General features: G+C 34.6%; 9 protein-coding genes. 1 reads left to right on the plus strand and 8 read right to left on the minus strand.

Annotated elements, in window-relative coordinates; translation table 11 throughout:
• Positions 1-129 precede the first annotated feature (129 nt).
• The 7 genes from ACFVR1_RS09775 to ACFVR1_RS09805 form a co-directional block, all read right to left on the minus strand.
• Positions 130-1,980, minus strand: a complete 1,851-nt coding sequence (locus ACFVR1_RS09775) for a PDDEXK-like family protein (RefSeq protein ID WP_387583549.1) — start codon at positions 1,978-1,980, stop codon at positions 130-132.
• Between the two features lie 177 nt (positions 1,981-2,157).
• Positions 2,158-3,549, minus strand: a complete 1,392-nt coding sequence (locus ACFVR1_RS09780) for a Sau3AI family type II restriction endonuclease (RefSeq protein WP_387583552.1) — start codon at positions 3,547-3,549, stop codon at positions 2,158-2,160.
• A 75-nt stretch (positions 3,550-3,624) separates the two neighbouring features.
• Complete coding sequence (gene dcm / locus ACFVR1_RS09785) at positions 3,625-4,884, minus strand: DNA (cytosine-5-)-methyltransferase (RefSeq protein ID WP_387583555.1); 1,260 nt, start codon at positions 4,882-4,884, stop codon at positions 3,625-3,627.
• A gap of 810 nt (positions 4,885-5,694) precedes the next feature.
• Positions 5,695-6,357 (minus strand): BglII/BstYI family type II restriction endonuclease, encoded by a 663-nt coding sequence (locus ACFVR1_RS09790; protein WP_387583557.1) that lies wholly within the window; start codon positions 6,355-6,357, stop codon positions 5,695-5,697.
• A gap of 552 nt (positions 6,358-6,909) precedes the next feature.
• A complete protein-coding gene (locus ACFVR1_RS09795; RefSeq protein WP_387583560.1) occupies positions 6,910-7,212 on the minus strand; it encodes a hypothetical protein in 303 nt (100 codons plus the stop codon).
• 809 nt (positions 7,213-8,021) lie between these two features.
• On the minus strand, positions 8,022-11,183 hold the full coding sequence (locus ACFVR1_RS09800) for a DEAD/DEAH box helicase (RefSeq protein WP_387583563.1): 3,162 nt from the start codon (positions 11,181-11,183) through the stop codon (positions 8,022-8,024).
• Between the two features lie 514 nt (positions 11,184-11,697).
• Positions 11,698-12,681, minus strand: coding sequence for a VanW family protein (locus ACFVR1_RS09805; RefSeq protein WP_387583913.1), 984 nt, complete (start codon positions 12,679-12,681; stop codon positions 11,698-11,700).
• Between the two features lie 157 nt (positions 12,682-12,838).
• On the opposite strand from ACFVR1_RS09805, the gene ACFVR1_RS09810 reads away from it, so the two are divergent.
• Entirely contained in the window at positions 12,839-13,438 is a 600-nt protein-coding gene (locus ACFVR1_RS09810) for a DUF421 domain-containing protein (protein WP_387583565.1), read from the plus strand.
• An 844-nt stretch (positions 13,439-14,282) separates the two neighbouring features.
• Here ACFVR1_RS09810 and ACFVR1_RS09815 read toward each other — a convergent pair.
• On the minus strand, positions 14,283-17,453 hold the full coding sequence (locus ACFVR1_RS09815; RefSeq protein WP_387583914.1) for an ATP-binding cassette domain-containing protein: 3,171 nt from the start codon (positions 17,451-17,453) through the stop codon (positions 14,283-14,285).
• Positions 17,454-17,466: the final 13 nt, after the last annotated feature.

A 17,466-nucleotide genomic window follows, 5' to 3' on the forward strand; every position in this document is an offset into this window, starting at 1 on the left:
CACTAAAAAAGAAAGCTTATCCATTTGCTATGGAAAGCTTTCTTTTTGGTTGTGCATCGGATATCGATAGCGCACTTAAGAATAATATTACTTTTACTAGTTAGTTAAAATATTTGTGCTCCGTCGTATTCATTCTTCTTTTATATTATCTATAACTTTATTGATTTTATTTAAAAACTGCTTGAATTCAGGTGATTGATAGAGTTGCTCCATTGCAGCGAAAACTTGATCAGCATCTTCTGAATTTTGAACTGGCATAGAATTTGAATAAATGCGGGTATACTTCCTGCCCTCTTCATATCCCATAGCTCGTATAGAAATTCCTTCTAACGCTAACCTTTCCAATACTTTAACACGATATAGATGCTCTATAGGTCCTACCTCTACAATCAGGCGGATAGATGAATTTTTATTTCTAAACCAAGCAATAAAAGGTGCTTGCAACCAGTAATCCCGAGGCACTTTATAAGCTTCAGGTAACTCTCTCCATGAAGATTGAATAAAATTGGGCACACTTCTGTGAACATAGTATAAATGTTCTTCAAAATTTAAACGAGATACTAGCTGAAGAAATGCACGTTGCATTACAGTCTGATTATTGGGTGTACCAATCATTGAATCATTTGAAATAGGGTCAATAATTATTGGAGAATCCTGTTTACTTAAACTAATTGCTTCTCGGATATACTCTAGCAATGCTAGATAATCAGGATTTTCTAATAATTTTTTCATGGATAACGCGATATTGTTTTTATCATTCCAAGATGCAGGTGTTTCAAAAGAAGTGTATATACGAGAAAATTTTGCACCTTCTTCTAAAGCACGTTCTTTAATAGCAATACCTTTAAATGCAAGTGCGTTTAATAATCTCTTCCTCTTATCATAATGTAGGGGGCCAACTTCTATTGTTAATTTTAAACGATCATCTTTTCTCTCAAACCATCCAATAAGCCCTTGGTTTAGCCACCAATTTTCACGTAAATCATCACGTCCGTATGCTCCATTCCATTGATTCTCTACAAAGTTAGGAAGTTTAAAATGTGGATCAAATTGTTCACTCGCCAATTCTTTCTCTCGAGCAACTAATAAAAAGGCCTCTTTAAGTAAGCTGTCGCCTACTTTTACAATAAAATCAATCGTTTCTTTATTATCAAGATAGATTTGCTGAATCAATTCTTTGCTTTCAGTGTCTTGTAATTCCATTGCAAGTGAAGTATCTACAACTTGATGTCGAATATATGTGTTTCCTGAAGCATACAAAAGGTCTACCGCATCTTTGTGATTTCGATAGACAATCAGTCCATTATCTACCATTTCTTCATTTTGAATAAGCTGATTCTCTAAAATGTCTACATAATAAATGAGAAAAGAACGGATATCTGCCTGCATATAGTCTACTTTCATATCGAGATAGTTCTTTAAAATAGACAAAATATCTTCATATCCAAGCATTAAGTAATCTTCATGAGTTGGTTCATCATTCTGGAGCGTTAAATATATTGGAATAATTTGATAGCCCGAATAAGTCTCTCTCACATCGTTAATATATGCTTCTAGTTGACCTTCTGATTCACTAGACCAATACTTATTCTCAATAACCATTGCTATTTTGTGATGATTCGAAACTGCTAATAAATCTATTCTTTTCCCTGTTTTGGTCAAACATTCTTTGTGAACTGTCAAATCAAAGAACTCTCTACGGGATAGTTCGAGCACATCATAATTTGAAATCTTATCCTCATCTTCAAAATTCGAAGGGTTCACAAACGTCTTTGCAAGTATTTTATTAATAAAAAATGACCCTAAATCATGATTTTCTTTCGGATCTAAAAGCCAGGCTAGTACATTGGAATGTCTTATTTCATAATTATCTACTTGTAAAACTTTGAACGGGTTAAATCGATTAAAATGATTATGTAAGATAGAAAACTCCTTCGAATCTTCTATTAACGACAATAACTGTTGTTGATAGTCAGGCAATATATCTCACTCTTTCTGTTTTCTATTAAAGATTCATAGTCCGGTACAAATAATATGATTGAATATTATCATGAATCGTATATTTTTAATGATAGCATTAAAATCTATGACATTTGAATTGCCTTTAGTAATTTCATAATTTCTTCTGATTCCGTATAAAATGTTGGAATAGTTCCATTAACTTTTCATCTCGCTGTCTATCAATGAAACGATATATTCTCTATCCAGCCAAAATGCTTGTTTCGCAATCATTTGTCCATCTGGTAAAGGTGTCTTATCTTCCCCATCTCTTCCTTTAGGACGAATATGACAAAGGCCATTAGTACCTGGAGAAGGCAAATCATTCCTAGCTACAGTTTTTTTGCCTCTCGCTATCATCTCAATTTGAACGCCTGTAACCAATTGCTTCTGAAGACCATCATAGAATGTTTTTAATCTACCTTCAATTTCTTTAATAGGCATATTCCATAGCTTTATACCTTTGAAATATAGTTCTCGATTTACATCTTTTTTCTTCTTTTCTCTATATTCAAAAACAACAAAGAGAAATTTTGTTTGTTCAAAGTAGTTCTTTAACCAACTGTCTTCCCAGTCTTCTTCAAACCAATCCGAAAATGACACATTTTTAAATGACATATGTTCTTGTGGTATTCCGGACGGCTCTAAACGAATTGTTTTAAATTGAATATTTGCTTTTGAAAACTCTTCAATATCATCAAGTTTTGTTCCTTTAATCCCTAACAATGCACTTACAAAATCAGGAACAAAGCTTTTGGAATTATTTATCTTAATCTCTTTTTCAATTGCAATTTGTGTTAAAGATTTCCCAATGAAAGGATGAAATCTTTCGTGAAGAATTTCATCAAGGGTTTTATTTTTTAATTCTTGTCTATTTGTTATTGATACTAGGTCATCGTTTGATAGTATTTTTCTTGCAACTCCAGTTATATAACTAGCTTTTAAGCTGTAAGCTCTTTGCATTGCAAGAATAGGACTAAACGGTTGGGTTCTTAAGGAGTCTTTATTTTTACCTTTTGTACAAGCACCTAAATAAACAGTATCCGCTTCGGATAGCTCATGTGCTTTTCCCATTCTGATTTTGTTTGTTATGAATTCCCAATCTTTCTTGATTATATGTAAATCTTCCTCACTAAAAGTTAAAAGATGGCTTTTAAGTACTTGGTACTCCGACCGGTGAACTTCTGGAATCCATTGATAAAACATTAATAAGATAGTTTGATTCTTATTCCAAAAGCTCGAGGTTTCAAAGGTAGTTAGAATTTCCTTATGATAATTTATTATATTTAAAACCAATCTCTCTTTTGCTGAAATAGTTTTATTTTTATTCTGTTTAATTGGAGTGACTTTTAACTCAATACCTAATTCTTCAAAATCAGCCTCGGATTTAGAATTTATTTTATAACCGAAGAAACTCTCTTCAATTATTTGACCCAGCTGACCCTTTGACTTTGGATTTGTAATTCTACCACTTTGATCAATTTCACCAAAGGTTTTTCCTTCTGCTTCTTTTGCTTTATATAAAAGTGATTCTTCCGTTTCAAATATCACTGAGATCCCCCTTAAATAATAATATTGATTATTAACATAATTTTACCATATATAAAAAAGCTGATACTAAAAGTATCAGCTTTGTAAAGACATTTCCAATTGAACGTCAGTTTGTACATTCATATTTTCAATTTCCTCAATTCTCAATCCCATGCGTTCGATCAATCCTACCACTAATGCATTACCCATACAGAAATACCGCATACGGTCTGTCATAGTGCTTGTCCAATTATCGTCAAACCCATTGAGTCGTTCACATTCTAAAGGTGTTAAAAAACGTTTGCGTCCATTCACCTCAACAATATGGGTACTCCGATTAGTTGAACCCTCACTTGTAAGCATTGTCCTACCAGGCTTGTCCAAATCATCAGTAGCAGACATTCCACCTTCAGAAAATTGGTAAACATGTCCCTCTGCAGACTTGCGTTCTATTTTTTTAGGTCCCCGCAAATATGCAAACTTTTCAATTTGTGATTCAGATAAATAAAATTTATTATCTACTTCTGATTCATCTATAAGAATATCTCTTAAGTAGGTTGGTTCTTCTTCTATTGGTATTACTTGTGTAGTAAAAACTGTCCCGTGTTTCATGTATCCTGCAGTATGGAAGCCAAATGAGAAATCATCAGAAATGGAAACTATATCAGTCGGCAAAGAAACAGAAGTTATTCTATCTTTATAAGGCTCAAATTCAACAGGGAAAGGTTTAGCAAAAAAACCTTCATTAAAAACAATCTGATCTTCGGAATAATTATTTTGAGCTTGTTCAAATGCAATACCATTCTTATAAGCAAAAATAAATATTCGTCTTCTTCTCTGAGCAAACCCATAGTCTGCAGCATTTATAACACGCCATTCTACCGTGTAATCCAGATCTCTAAATGTCGCTAACATCACGGCAAAATCACGACCACGTTGGGACGAAGGAGACTTTAACAAACGATCTACATTCTCAAGTAGAACATATTTCGGTTGTGTATTCTCAATCACTCTTTTTATTTCCCAAAATAAGACCCCTTTTTTCCCTTGAATGCCTTTTTCGCCAGAAAGTGTACGTGCAACAGAGTAGTCTTGGCAAGGAAAGCCACCAACAACCAGATTCGGCTCTAAATTTACAAAAGTTTCATTGGAAACTGTCGTTATATCTTCATTTGAATGTATTCCTGATTCAAAATTATGTGTATAGCAATCAAAAGCATCTTGTGCTTTTCGAGAAGGTTCCCACTGATTACCCCAAACCACTTCAAATAATTCGGGGTTCGCTTTTTTTAGACCTAAGCGGAATCCACCTACACCGGCAAACAATTCAATTACTTTAATTTTAGAATTTTGCATATACGAACACCCTTTCGTAGTTTCAATCTATTATACAACATTTTGTCGGAAAGATCAAGATCTTTTACTCTTTTTTTGTCGGAAATTAGTATTAGCAATTATTTTAGGGGTACTGGTAGTACAGATAGTACTATTATGTCGAGAAATATACAAAAAGCATCAAGTCCTGCAAGTTTTTAATAAAACGAGTGGTAAACGACGTAATGTTACTAAATTGGAGTTAGTTGTGTGCAAAGCACTGTGGAATGGTGGGTACCTTAAGCTAGTAGAATTTCTAGATTCACGTTATTGGTATGGTTTCCCACTTTATTTCAAGATACCAAAACTAATTATTACTTTGGCATCAAGAAATAATTTGAAATATTGAACATGATAATGGAGTTTCCTAACATTATCTAAAAGAGGACTTGACCCTTCTACGTTATTGGGAACATGAGATAAGAATGATTTAGGAAGGATATTAAGAACAATTGAAAAATACCTTATAAATCAAAAGCGAGAAACTTAATTTTATGTGCTTTACGTACTTCATCTATTTATTATTTGGTCGACTTTCCATGATCAGGATTTGGTCATAAATTTGATAATATGAAATTTAATATTAAATTGGACTATGCTATAACTTGAAATTCTTTAAGCGTACGTAAATTAATGGTTTCTAAATCAAGGAATCGGTTTTATACTTTTAATCCTTCTACCTTTATGTTCAAGCACTAATGTCTGCCCATGATATTATGTTATTCTTTTTTATTTAACCAGAAATCGGGTTAAATAGATTCGAATTAATTTCGAAAAGTTTAATTCAAATACTTACTTTAGTGTATCAATATAGTCTCGTACTAACTTATAATGTTTTCCTCTTATCAATGCACTTTTATTTCTTAAAACATTTATATCTGGTTCTATAGACTTTAAATCCCATTCCGGTTCATTTGATGTATCAAGTCCAATAACTAAAATTGGAACAGTAATAGAAAGTTTGGCGGATGGAATCTCTTTCTTAGTTTTTTCAAAATTAGAAACACCACTATCAATTCTTTTTGCCAATTTGTCCATCGGGACAATTAATATACATATATCAGCCATATCATAAGCAAAAGAAAGCTGAAACTTAAAATAATCTCTATAAGAACTTGCAACATTTCCGAACTCAACTTCAACTTGAACTACTACTGATTTTCCATCTGGAAAGATAAATTCCTTTCTAAAGTCCCCTCGTAATTCATCTTGAAAATTCTTTGGTGTCGCAAGTGGCTCTTCCTCCCATTTCAATCCTGAAAACTGTATCCGAAAATAAGTATTTAAAAACTGTTGAACAATATCTAATTTTTTTTGCTTAATTGATTTTCCTTTGTATACAGGAATTGGACAATTTTCACATATTTTAATGATTTCATTGTATATATGTACATGTTCGGGATGTGTTAATATTTCTTTAGCAAATCTATAAGAAAATGTTTCTACCTTCATCATATCAATCCTTTCTTTAACTATATTTTGTCTTTTTCTTGACTTTTCAACATCTTCTTTACAATAGACACTCTATACTATTGAACGAATCTGTATTGATAACGAGAGTTCTCCAGATAATTGCGAAGCATACATCTATTACTTTACTTGCTGGTGTAGCTGATTAATGCTTATACATTTACTACGGGTCTCGAGTTTCGTATGAATAGAGAAATCAATTAGATACCCCATCTAAACTACACCACAATGACAAACTATACTTTTCAATATTCCCCTAATATCCTCCTCATTAATACCAGTAATCATATATTATCCCGAAAATGAATAGCCTCATCAATAAGACTCTTCTATTTCTGTTGAAGTTCACAAATTTTCTCTTCAATCGTTCCTTTTGCTACTAAACGGATTACGTGGGCTTCGTTTTGCTAATCTAATCTACTGTCCCTGTGTTAAAAACAAACACGAAAGTTTAAACATTCATGTTTGTTTGAATTAACGTGAAAGTTTAAACATTCATGTTTGTTTGAATTAACGTGAATGTTTCTAACACAGGGACTATTCGTCTGTTATATCTAATAAGTTCTGACAAAATGTTTCAATTATTTCCCTTTCCTCCACTGGCAATCGTGTATATTCTTCCTCATGTTGCTCTGATAATTCTTGTAGTTCCTTGTAACTAACTTCTCTTTTTCGTACAACACCTTCCATCTCTATTGCCTTTTGCTTCGCATTTGCCAGATTCGTAAAAGCATATGCCTGTTCCTCATCTTTTGTTGTGGTAGCTATATCATCTGTATGTTTGTAGTAGTGCTCACCTATTTGCACAACATAATATATAACCTCTTCTAGTGAATCCAAAGTACACTTCCTTCTCTTTAAGAATGATTAGTTTTCATTTCTCGTATTTTCAATTTATCCATTATACAATAACTATGTTCAAACTGATGTGAAGAAAATAAAATAGCAAGAAGTAAGGGAAATTGGATTATAGTTCCCATTAGCGGAGTGATGAACTACCTTGTGGCGAACTAGAGGCAATGTTTTGTAGTAAAGCTGCAGCGCTGGCTGCTGGATACCGAGCTTCAAAGAGATAATTTCCTGTAAACTTATACCTCTGTATTTCTATGTCATCTATATATTTATACAAAAACAACTCCTCTCTTGTAGAGAGGAGTTGTTTTTTCATTTTGAAATAATGCCGTTCCTACTAAGCTAGGATAATCAACTCTAATATAATGCCAGAATGGATAGAAAGATACAAATACATGCTAATATAAATAAAATGAGTGAGTTTTTAAGACTCTTTCTGAATTTAATACCATAAGCACAAAAAAAGATAGCAGCAGCTAATTTGGAACAGCTTCGAAAATAAGTACTATCTGAAAATAATGAACTGCTAAAAATAATCGAAACAAGCAAGGTTGTAGAGACTAGTATTTTAAACCACAAAGGCTCATTTAAGAACTGCCTAAATATAAACTTTATCCTCTGCATAGGAATAACCACCTTCATGAAAATTTTCATTCAAATGTATCATATGATATTCCCAGCATCACGGATTAATACCCATTGCCCAATGCATGAAGCAGTTCCAATTTTGATTGGAGTGCAATTGCAAAGCATACATTGTAACTCTAAATGTCTCTATAGTTTGTACTAGAATTATCTCACTCAATCATCAAAATCTCGCGAATATCTTCCTCACTCATACTAGTCAACACATCCTGACCCGAATGAATAACCTCATCAATAAGACTCTTCTTTTTCTGTTGTAGTTCATTAATCTTTTCTTCAATCGTACCCTTTGCTACTAAACGAATAACATGTACTTCGTTTTGCTGTCCCATTCGATGGGCACGGTCTGCTGCTTGTTGTTCGACTGCTGGATTCCACCAGAGATCGTAAAGAATTACTGTATCCGCTCCTGTTAAGTTTAGACCAGTGCCTCCAGCTTTTAGTGATATGAGAAATAAATCTCCCTCCCCGTTATTGAAGGCATTACATAATTCCACTCGATCGGCTGGTGGCGTTTGGCCGTCCAAGTAAAAGTAAGGTGTTCCCTGGCGAATAAGTTGTCTTCGTATAATACCGAGCATTTGGGTGAATTGTGAAAAGATGAGCACTCTTCTTCCTGACAAACTGCATTCTTCTAGGATTTCCAATAATTGCTCATACTTTGCGGAGCTTCCCGTGTATCCCTCAACAAATAGCCCAGGATGGCAGCATAATTGTCGGAGTCTCGTTAGGCCAGCTAAAATTTTTATACGATTCTTTTGAAAACTACCTTTCTTTAAATGCTTCAATGTATCTTCTTTCAGTTCCGCCAAATAAGCTGCGTATAGTTTTTTCTGTTCTTTTTGCAACTCTGAGAATTGAAACGTTTCAATTTTATTCGGTAGCTCTTTCAGAACATCCTTTTTCATTCGCCGTAATATAAATGGGCGTACACGTTTCGCTACTTCTTCCCGTCTTAATTCGCTAAAAGCTCTTCTATTTGGCAAGAGGCCAGGAAACACGACGTGGAAAATGGACCACAGTTCGTCTAGGGAATTCTCTATTGGAGTTCCTGTCAGTGCAAATCGATATTCTGCTTGAATCATTTTCACTGACTTTGCAGTTTTGGTCATTGGATTTTTAAATGCTTGGGCTTCATCCAAGAACAGCGTATGAAAAGAATTCTTGGAGTAAAGATCGGTATCCATTCTCAATGTCGGATAAGAAGTGATGATGACATCCGCTCCGAGAGATGCTTTCCAAAGGATACTTCTCTCTTCTTTGTTGCCGTCTATGATTTGTGCATGTATATGGGGAGTGAATTTTTCTAATTCGTTCTTCCAATTATAAATGAGCGAAGAAGGCGAGACGATTAATACTGGTAATTTCCGTGCCCGAACATCCGGTAGCACCGATTCGATGAATGCGATACTTTGCAAAGTTTTGCCGAGCCCCATGTCATCCGCTAGAATTCCTCCGAATTTATATTTTGATAGCAGCTTGAACCATTTAAAACCTACCTTTTGGTAATCACGAAGAACAGATGTTAGAATTGGGGGTATAGTTGCATCCAATTTTTCGGGATCATTTAAATTTTTCATTAGCTTTGCAAAGTTTTCACCTGGATCGACTAAATCACCTTGCTCTAAAGAATTGATGAGCTGCATCCCTTGAATTAAAGGAACTCGAATTTCCTCCATAATATTATCGCTGAATAGCCCCATGTCTTGCATGAAATTCGCCAGTGCCAAAAATTCTGGTGTTTCCAACGATACCAAATTGCCATTTGGAATTCGGTAAAATTTTCGTTTTTCTTCTATAGAAACCATCAGATGTTGGATTTCTTTTTCTGAAATTCCTTTCAAGTCAAAACGAAACTCTAACCACTCCGTTCGTTCCTTCACTTCCACTTTAATCCTAGGACCTATATATGCTTTTTGGACACGCATTTTAACGGCTGTTGAGGCATAAATTTGAACCCATTTTTCCATGTTTCCTAATACATGATATAAAAAATTATATTCTGCTTCCTCGTCGTATAAGAAAAATCCACCATCCGTTTGAGTAAAAGAATTTTCTTTGAGCAATTGTATAATTTGCAGTTCCTTATTTCGCTGACGTCTAATTCCAGGATAATGCGAGAAGGTCTCCTCGGTTTCTTCACTAGGATTGATGATGAGATGCCCATAATGGAACTCCAGCCCTACAAGTAATCGGTGCTTTACTCGGTCTAAAAACATCTTAATCCGAAGCGGAGTTTCCCCCATCCTTTTGGAAATAGACTCTGCAATTTCCACACGGCCAAGTTTTGTCAAGCCAGGTACTACTTTTTCCATAAAGTGATCTATTTGATTTTCCGAGATGACAAGCACATGTTTTCCGGTCTGGTCCAGCATTTCTTTGAGCTCTGCTAGCCTGTTGCATTCTTCTGGAGGAAGCTTGTACAATCCCCCGTCCAAAAGTGCATAGCTATAAGCCTTTAAAACAGTTATTCCCTCTAGCCCTTTAACTTGCAATTGATAGTCAGTCGTATTTCTCTCATCAAATTCAAAACTTAAAGATAGCTCTGTTCCTAAACGCACTCCATCATAAAGCTCTCCGCCTTGCATAAACCTTACTTCTGGTGCTTTTGCTAATAAAGGAAGGAGCTGCTCCCAATCTGAAGCGGAAATGAGTAATAATCCATCTTGCAAGACTACTTTACTTTTCACTCGCTGGCTTTTTATTAGAAATTGAAGTACATCATCCGTTTCTCTTGGCAAACTGTAAAGCTCCGGTGCATACAGCAAACCCTGGGAATATTCAAACGGTGCTCTTCTCTCCACTGCATCAAGAAACTTTGCAAGTTGTGAGATGGGTTTCAATGCATGTGTACCAGCTCTCATCTGAATTCCAATTGCATACTCCCCGTCACCTTGAAAGACCGGACGGCATGTAAATTCCACATGTAGCGTCTGTCTGTTGTCGAAATGCAGTTGCTTTCCAGAAGGTTGCATAGATCTATTTTCAAATAAATCCAACATTCTCGTAGCTAAATGATTCTCCACCCGTTGCTTCTCTACGATAGCTAGCAGTACCGCTGCAATGTGTTGACAGTATGTATGTACAAACCCTATTGGCGGGCATGTGCAAGTAGCCACAATTTTCCCATTAGAGGGTACTTTCACCGTGACGTCAAAATCATCACCAGCTTTCACACTGGCTTTAATTACTGGATCATTTGTTTGAAAGGAATGAAGATTCACTTTTCCCGCCACGTAATAAGTTTTCCCTCTTTTAAAAGCCGTAACGCCACATAATTGCTTTATTTTCGTTTCATTCATCGAAAAATTCATTATCTAATCCTTTCTCGATCATTTCGCTTATCTCTGTATCGTTTTAGTTGGTTATATCTTAGCACGTTTGGACAGACAACTACATTTAGATATACTTTATTTGCAGGGTACTATTTAAGTTACACGCAACATTAATGGCCATATTCGCAATATCGGATGGACTACTCACAACATTTCGATTCATATGCGCAATATATTAAAAAAGCACATCAACTTTATAATTGATGTGCTAAGTTTATAAAAAACGAGGTTCAAGTGTCGCTCAACAAGTGATTTTTTTTACACTAAATGGCACTTCGAGACCAGTCGACTTGGAACCAAGACCAATTTACTCAGAGGCGAGACCAAATACATACGATTCGAGACCAATTCCTACTCACCCGAGACTAGTTGAAAAAAGATTTAGCATGTAAGCATCTTTTTAGCGACCTGTGACTGCAGAAGCAACTATTTTATGCTAAGAAGGAGGCCCGGTGCTTGCCCTGGAAAGCGTCGGAAAACTCTCTATCTTATACTACACTTCATATTCCTTCGAAGTTCTTACCTCTATCGTAAGAAAGCCTTTACCATAGATTGCTTTTATTATAAAAGGTGCTTCTCTTGTATTTTGAAATCTGAAATCTAATGCACCATATGAAACTGTCGCATCTCTTCCTTTTGGGACATAACCTATATCTAAAGAGTGATGATGTCTTTCCACATATGTTACCGGTAATTGATCCACTACATTAAATAGTGTGGAGGACGTTTGGCAAACCCCTCCCCCTATACCCATGACGAGTTTCTTATTAATTATTTCTGGTGCGGGTTGGTAGCCATTTACTTCGTCTCTCGGACCTGTCAGCTCATTAAAAGAGAAATAATCTCCACTTCCAACAATTACATTATTAATAGCTTTCGCTGAAATCTCAATATTTTTGTTTCTGTTTACATCCGATGGATTAAAATAAGTGGTATAAGAAGCAATTATTACTTCTTCTAAACGAGGAATGTCTTCAACATTATAATTACTTTCTGTCACATTCAAAGGAATTTCAACGTCATTGCCAGAAATTGATGCATCAATAATTCTATTCACCAATTCACTTTCTTTTAAAATTATCCTCGGGCTTCCTTTAATAATCTGACCGTCTTCATCCTTTTTATCAAGAACCATCCTCTTGTCATAACCAACTTCTGTTTTTGTACCTCTTGCTAACTCATAAGCTAATTTTTCAATTTCCTTTTTATATGTTTCAAAATCTGTTTCATGTCCTAATTCTTTTGGTGATATAGTTTTTATTATTTCTAGCCTATTTGGATCTACAATATTTACAACTAAAGGCTTCGATTCCTTTTCGGCTTCTTCGTTATGAGCAACTGGTTTTTTTGGTTCCTCCATCGGTTGTTCTTGTTCTTCCTCATTTGTATTTGCTTCTTCTTTTACTGATTTTTCAAGACAACCTGCCAGTCCAATTAAACATAACATGACTAGTGCAACTATCCATATTTTCACAATATCATACTCCCTGCTATAAGGTATTTCCAATTAGATAGCTTATTCAGATAGTAATGATAGTGTGAATTAGTAATAAAACTAGAACTACCTGCAACCCTTTGATTTAGGTATAAACATTAAGAAAGTTTCTAATACTACTAAAAAAAGGTGATCGTTTATGGATTTCAATTTGATTTGGAAGACAGTCCTAATTCTTGTAGTTGGATTGATCTTGTTAAGGATTGGTGGAAGAAGGTCAATCTCTCAAATGACTGCCCCCCATACAATTATCATGATTATGCTCGGTACATTGCTGATTCATCCAGTAAAAAGTAAAGGGGTTTTGTCGACTATTGGAATCAGTTTCATATTAATTTTATCTCTTATCATAATTGAACTCATTGAATTAAAGTTTAATGGATTAGAATCTATAATTGCTGGAAAAGCCAAAATAGTCATTGAAAATGGGGAAATAAATGAAAAAAATTTAAAAAAACTTAGATTAACAGTCGATCAACTAGAAACGCATCTACGACAATTAAGTATAACGAGTATTAGTGACATAGAATATGCAACAATGGAGGTAAATGGACAATTAGGTTATACGTTAAAAAAAGAAAAGCAGGCTGCAACCAAAGAGGATATTCAAAATCTTATTCAATTAATTCAAACAGGCCAACTATCTATACAAAACGAGCAATCAATGGATTCTGAAGAAAATATTTTTACTGAAATAACAAACAAAACTAATTCATCGAATAAAGAAATGACTAAATGAGTAACCTCCCCATTTTAACTGGCGAATGAATATCCGTATATTTTTAATCCAACTGCAATAAACATTTCTAAATTCTCTAATTCATAACAAAACCCTGATTGACATTTAAATTCAATCAGGGTTAGAAGGAAGAAATCTAATTTATAAAAAAGCACATCAATATAATATCCATTGATGTGCATAATGATATTTTTCAGTCGAGATAAACTATCTAAATAGACTTAAAATTGATCCAAATTGTCTCATCATATTAACCCCTTTTGTTATTGTGCCCACATGGCCCATTATATTATTAAAATGGCTTGGCATTCTTTCAAATCTAGAAAATGGACGTTGTTGTTGATAAGGGTTAGAGAAGGATTGCTGATGTCTAAATTGGTTAGGTTGCCTTCTCATTCTATTTGGAGGTCTTCCCCCTTGTCTATAGACTGGCGGGTATGGTCTCCTTCTAGGATCTGGCGGATTAAATAGCATGTCGATTCACCACCTGTCAGTGTTAAACTTTAAAATATTATATGTTTGAATTTCCCAATAGATTAGACTTTTAGATAAGTTATTAAAAATAATATAAACTTCTTACATACGAATCAATCTCATAAATAGCTTATTTTAATCAATATGCCGAACATTCAAACCATGTTATTGAAGTGAAAATCAGCGACTCCAGCGGAACGCGTCCGCCTGTAACGGAAATAATGATACGGCTTACCGTCCCTTCTCTTAGGTGCAATTTTAAGACCTTGTTTAATGAGATATAAAAGTACTCAGAAAAAAAGACCGGACAAATTAATCTATTTGTCCAGTCTTTCTTCTATTTCTCCTTAAACTAAATATCCCTCTATCTCTAATTATTATTATCAAGATATTGATAAACCGCCATCATATCTCGTTTATTCAACTCACGAATACGGTTGAAAATTGGAATATCCGCAACAGCAGCGAGATTTAAACTTTCGGCAACAACATCACTTACTTTACCAGTTAGCCATGTTTGCACGTCTATGCCTTCGACGACTTCCTTCAGACCTTCATCATTGATGCCACTTGCATAACAACTAACACACGGAATTGTTAATTTAAACACGCCATCATGCAAATTATCTTCTGATATAACTTTCTTTCCTAGACAGAATGGACATGGATGACTTTTTTTAATTTTATTTATTTGGGTAACTAATTTTTTGTAACCAAATGCTTCATAAACATATGTTAGTTTTTTGTATTTCCCATTGGTGAAATATTCATCAATAATGGTTTCTCTCGTTTCAGTAATATTGTCAAAATCACAGATAGTGATCTGGTTGTTAATGCTGATTGCTTCAATATTGCTACTAATACTGCCCCAGAATGGCAGGGCATTTTGTAAAACGATTTCATAATGAGCAAAGCTTGCCAGCTCTAGTTCAAGCATTTTCAGTGATACTTGTGTTTCCCTTGGCAATAGGAAGACATCTTCCGTCAAAGCCATATCGGCGCCAACAATGTCTTTCATTTTTTCTAGTATCGGTAAATTCCCAACAGTTTTCATCACTTGATCCAGAGGCTTCCCGATGATCTCACGAATATCCGTGTCGCCAAATTTTAGCTTTTTATGATGATTGAGCACGGTTCCTTGACAAATTGGACAGGCTATCATTTCTTTGGATTCTTTCATATGCTCTTTAATAATCGATTTCGAAATGGACATATACATCCCAATTATGTTATTAAAACCTTGCCATGTTCTTTGTGTCTTGCCTGCTTTATCATAGAATGATTTTTCCCAATACCCGTAAAAAAATGTATGTTTTTCTTCTTCAGTCATGTCATTATAACTTTTACTTATATCCTGACCAAGCTCATTCTTAATCTCATCAAAGATGAATTGTAGTTTTGGATATTGATAGTATTTTAAAACCTCCATTACATCTGGATGCAGTAAGCCATCCCAGAATGGCACGTTTTTGTCCTGAATAACAATATCAAAATCAAATTTTTCAATCACCCGGCGGCCCGAGCAGCACGGACAATGATTTTCTTGGTAATAGAAATCGAAGCTATTCGTATCTTTATTGGTTGGATGCACCGCCACAATATGATTAATCAATCCACCAATTTCATAAAGAAAAGTATATTGACTATACAAGTGACGTTCCAGATCTATGGCGATTACCGGTGCAATTATATCAGATTCGTATTCACCATAAATTAAACGAGCCATTGATGATAAGCTTTTTAAGATACCACCCTTATAGACGTTTTCTGCTTTTTTAAAATAGGTAATCTGATTTTCTTTTAAGTAGTTAATTCCATTTTGTTGATTGACTGTTGAAGAAATTGGCAATGGAACAACTCTTTCCGTACTGTTTTGCTTGCGATAATAATTATCATGACTGACAACATCTAGATGCTCCACAGGTGCAAACTGTCTTTTACCAAAATCAACTATAAAATCTGAGTTTTCTAACATATAGGAATTATGTTCAATCATTATCATTGAGACGGATTCATCTTGTAGAATGACCCTGATACTATCAATAAATTGATTTAAAATATTTTGTGATAACCCTTTTGAAGGCTCGTCAAAAATGAAAAGCGTATGTGGGTTTCTTGAGTTGGCAAACAGCTCAGAAACTAGATGGACACATTGAAATTCACCAGTCGACAGAGACTGTGTTTTTCTTTCCAACGTCAAATAACCAAGTCCAAGTTTGATCAATAAGCTTAAACGTTTATGAGCGATGTCTTCATTTGGCAGTTCTTCAATTATATCTTCAATAGAGCGCTGAAAAATATCATCGATATCTTCGCTATATTTTGTGAGCTTCTTTTTAACATCAAGAAAAGTCGCAACCGTTGACCGACTGGTAATCGATTGGTTTCGATCTTGCCCAACCATTACCAGTTTGTCTTTAGGATATCGCTTTAGAAAATCTTTGGCCATACACTCATTGACAAGTGTAGATTTACCACATCCAGACTCACCAGTAAAAGTTACAAGTCTATTTTTGGGAATCTCAATTTGGGCCATTTGAATATTACGACAGTAAAGATCATGAAATTGATAGTATTCATTTGGAATTGCCTGATTTCGTTCCCAACTAATTGGTTTTGGACGTGGAGATTCTTCAACAATTTTCCCGCCGTATTTACCACTACCTGGGCCAAAGAACAATTGCTCATCCGTTATGTCTAGCACCGTGTCAGAATGATCAATGAGCCAAATTTGATTCTTATACCCCAATTGCTTAATCTCTCCTAAAATTTTCAATAGAGTTTGATGATCAAGACCCACGGAGATTTCATCAATGATAATAACCGTATTTTCACTTGAAGACATAAATTCTGCCAAATAAAGTCGTGTTAATTCTCCACCAGACAATGTGCCCATAATGCGATTTAATGTTAAATAACCGATATTCATATTGATTATATTTTTTAGAATTAGTTGTTTACCTTCACTAATCTTTAAAACTTCTGATAGTGAAAAAATAGTTTCAATGCTCAAGTCATTGATATCGGAAATACTCTGTGCTTTATCAAATACTTCAATCTTATATTGTTCAGCCTCTTGACTATAGCGCTTCCCTTTACACTTTTTACATTCGACATTTTTAGTAGTTCCGCGGCCCTTACAATCTGGACACCAGCCTAATGCATTATTAAATGAAAAAACTTCTGGAGAAAGATTATATTTTTCAGCAAGAGTAGTACGAATTTCTGTAAACACACCGGTATGTGTGCCAATTGTAGAACGTGGATTAGAAGAAATCGATGATCTACCTAAAAAAAGTACAAGAGGCATTTCCTCCATATTGATGGCACTGAAATTGGTTTCCATAATATTAGGAAATAAATACTGATATTCAGCCTTTGGCAATAAGGAAACGAGACGCTTCTTGGATTCTTCACCAATTGTTTGACAAAACGTTGTTTTACCTGACCCAGACAAACCAGCAATTCCTAACGATTTATCTACTGGTAGTACAGCATCTAATTTGTTAATATTGTTCGCAATTAATTGATTTATTTTCATATGTACTTCCTTT

Source organism: Psychrobacillus sp. NPDC058041, assembly GCF_042885655.1.
Classification (GTDB): domain Bacteria; phylum Bacillota; class Bacilli; order Bacillales_A; family Planococcaceae; genus Psychrobacillus.

Excerpts from the sequence above, each read along its gene's own strand:
- ACFVR1_RS09800 (WP_387583563.1), bottom strand. The coding sequence starts at position 11,183 with ATGAATTTTTCGATGAATGAAACGAAAATAAAGCAATTATGTGGCGTT.
- ACFVR1_RS09815 (WP_387583914.1), bottom strand. The coding sequence starts at position 17,453 with ATGAAAATAAATCAATTAATTGCGAACAATATTAACAAATTAGATGCT.
- dcm (WP_387583555.1), bottom strand. The coding sequence starts at position 4,884 with ATGCAAAATTCTAAAATTAAAGTAATTGAATTGTTTGCCGGTGTAGGT.
- ACFVR1_RS09790 (WP_387583557.1), bottom strand. The coding sequence starts at position 6,357 with ATGATGAAGGTAGAAACATTTTCTTATAGATTTGCTAAAGAAATATTA.
- ACFVR1_RS09810 (WP_387583565.1), top strand. The coding sequence starts at position 12,839 with ATGGATTTCAATTTGATTTGGAAGACAGTCCTAATTCTTGTAGTTGGA.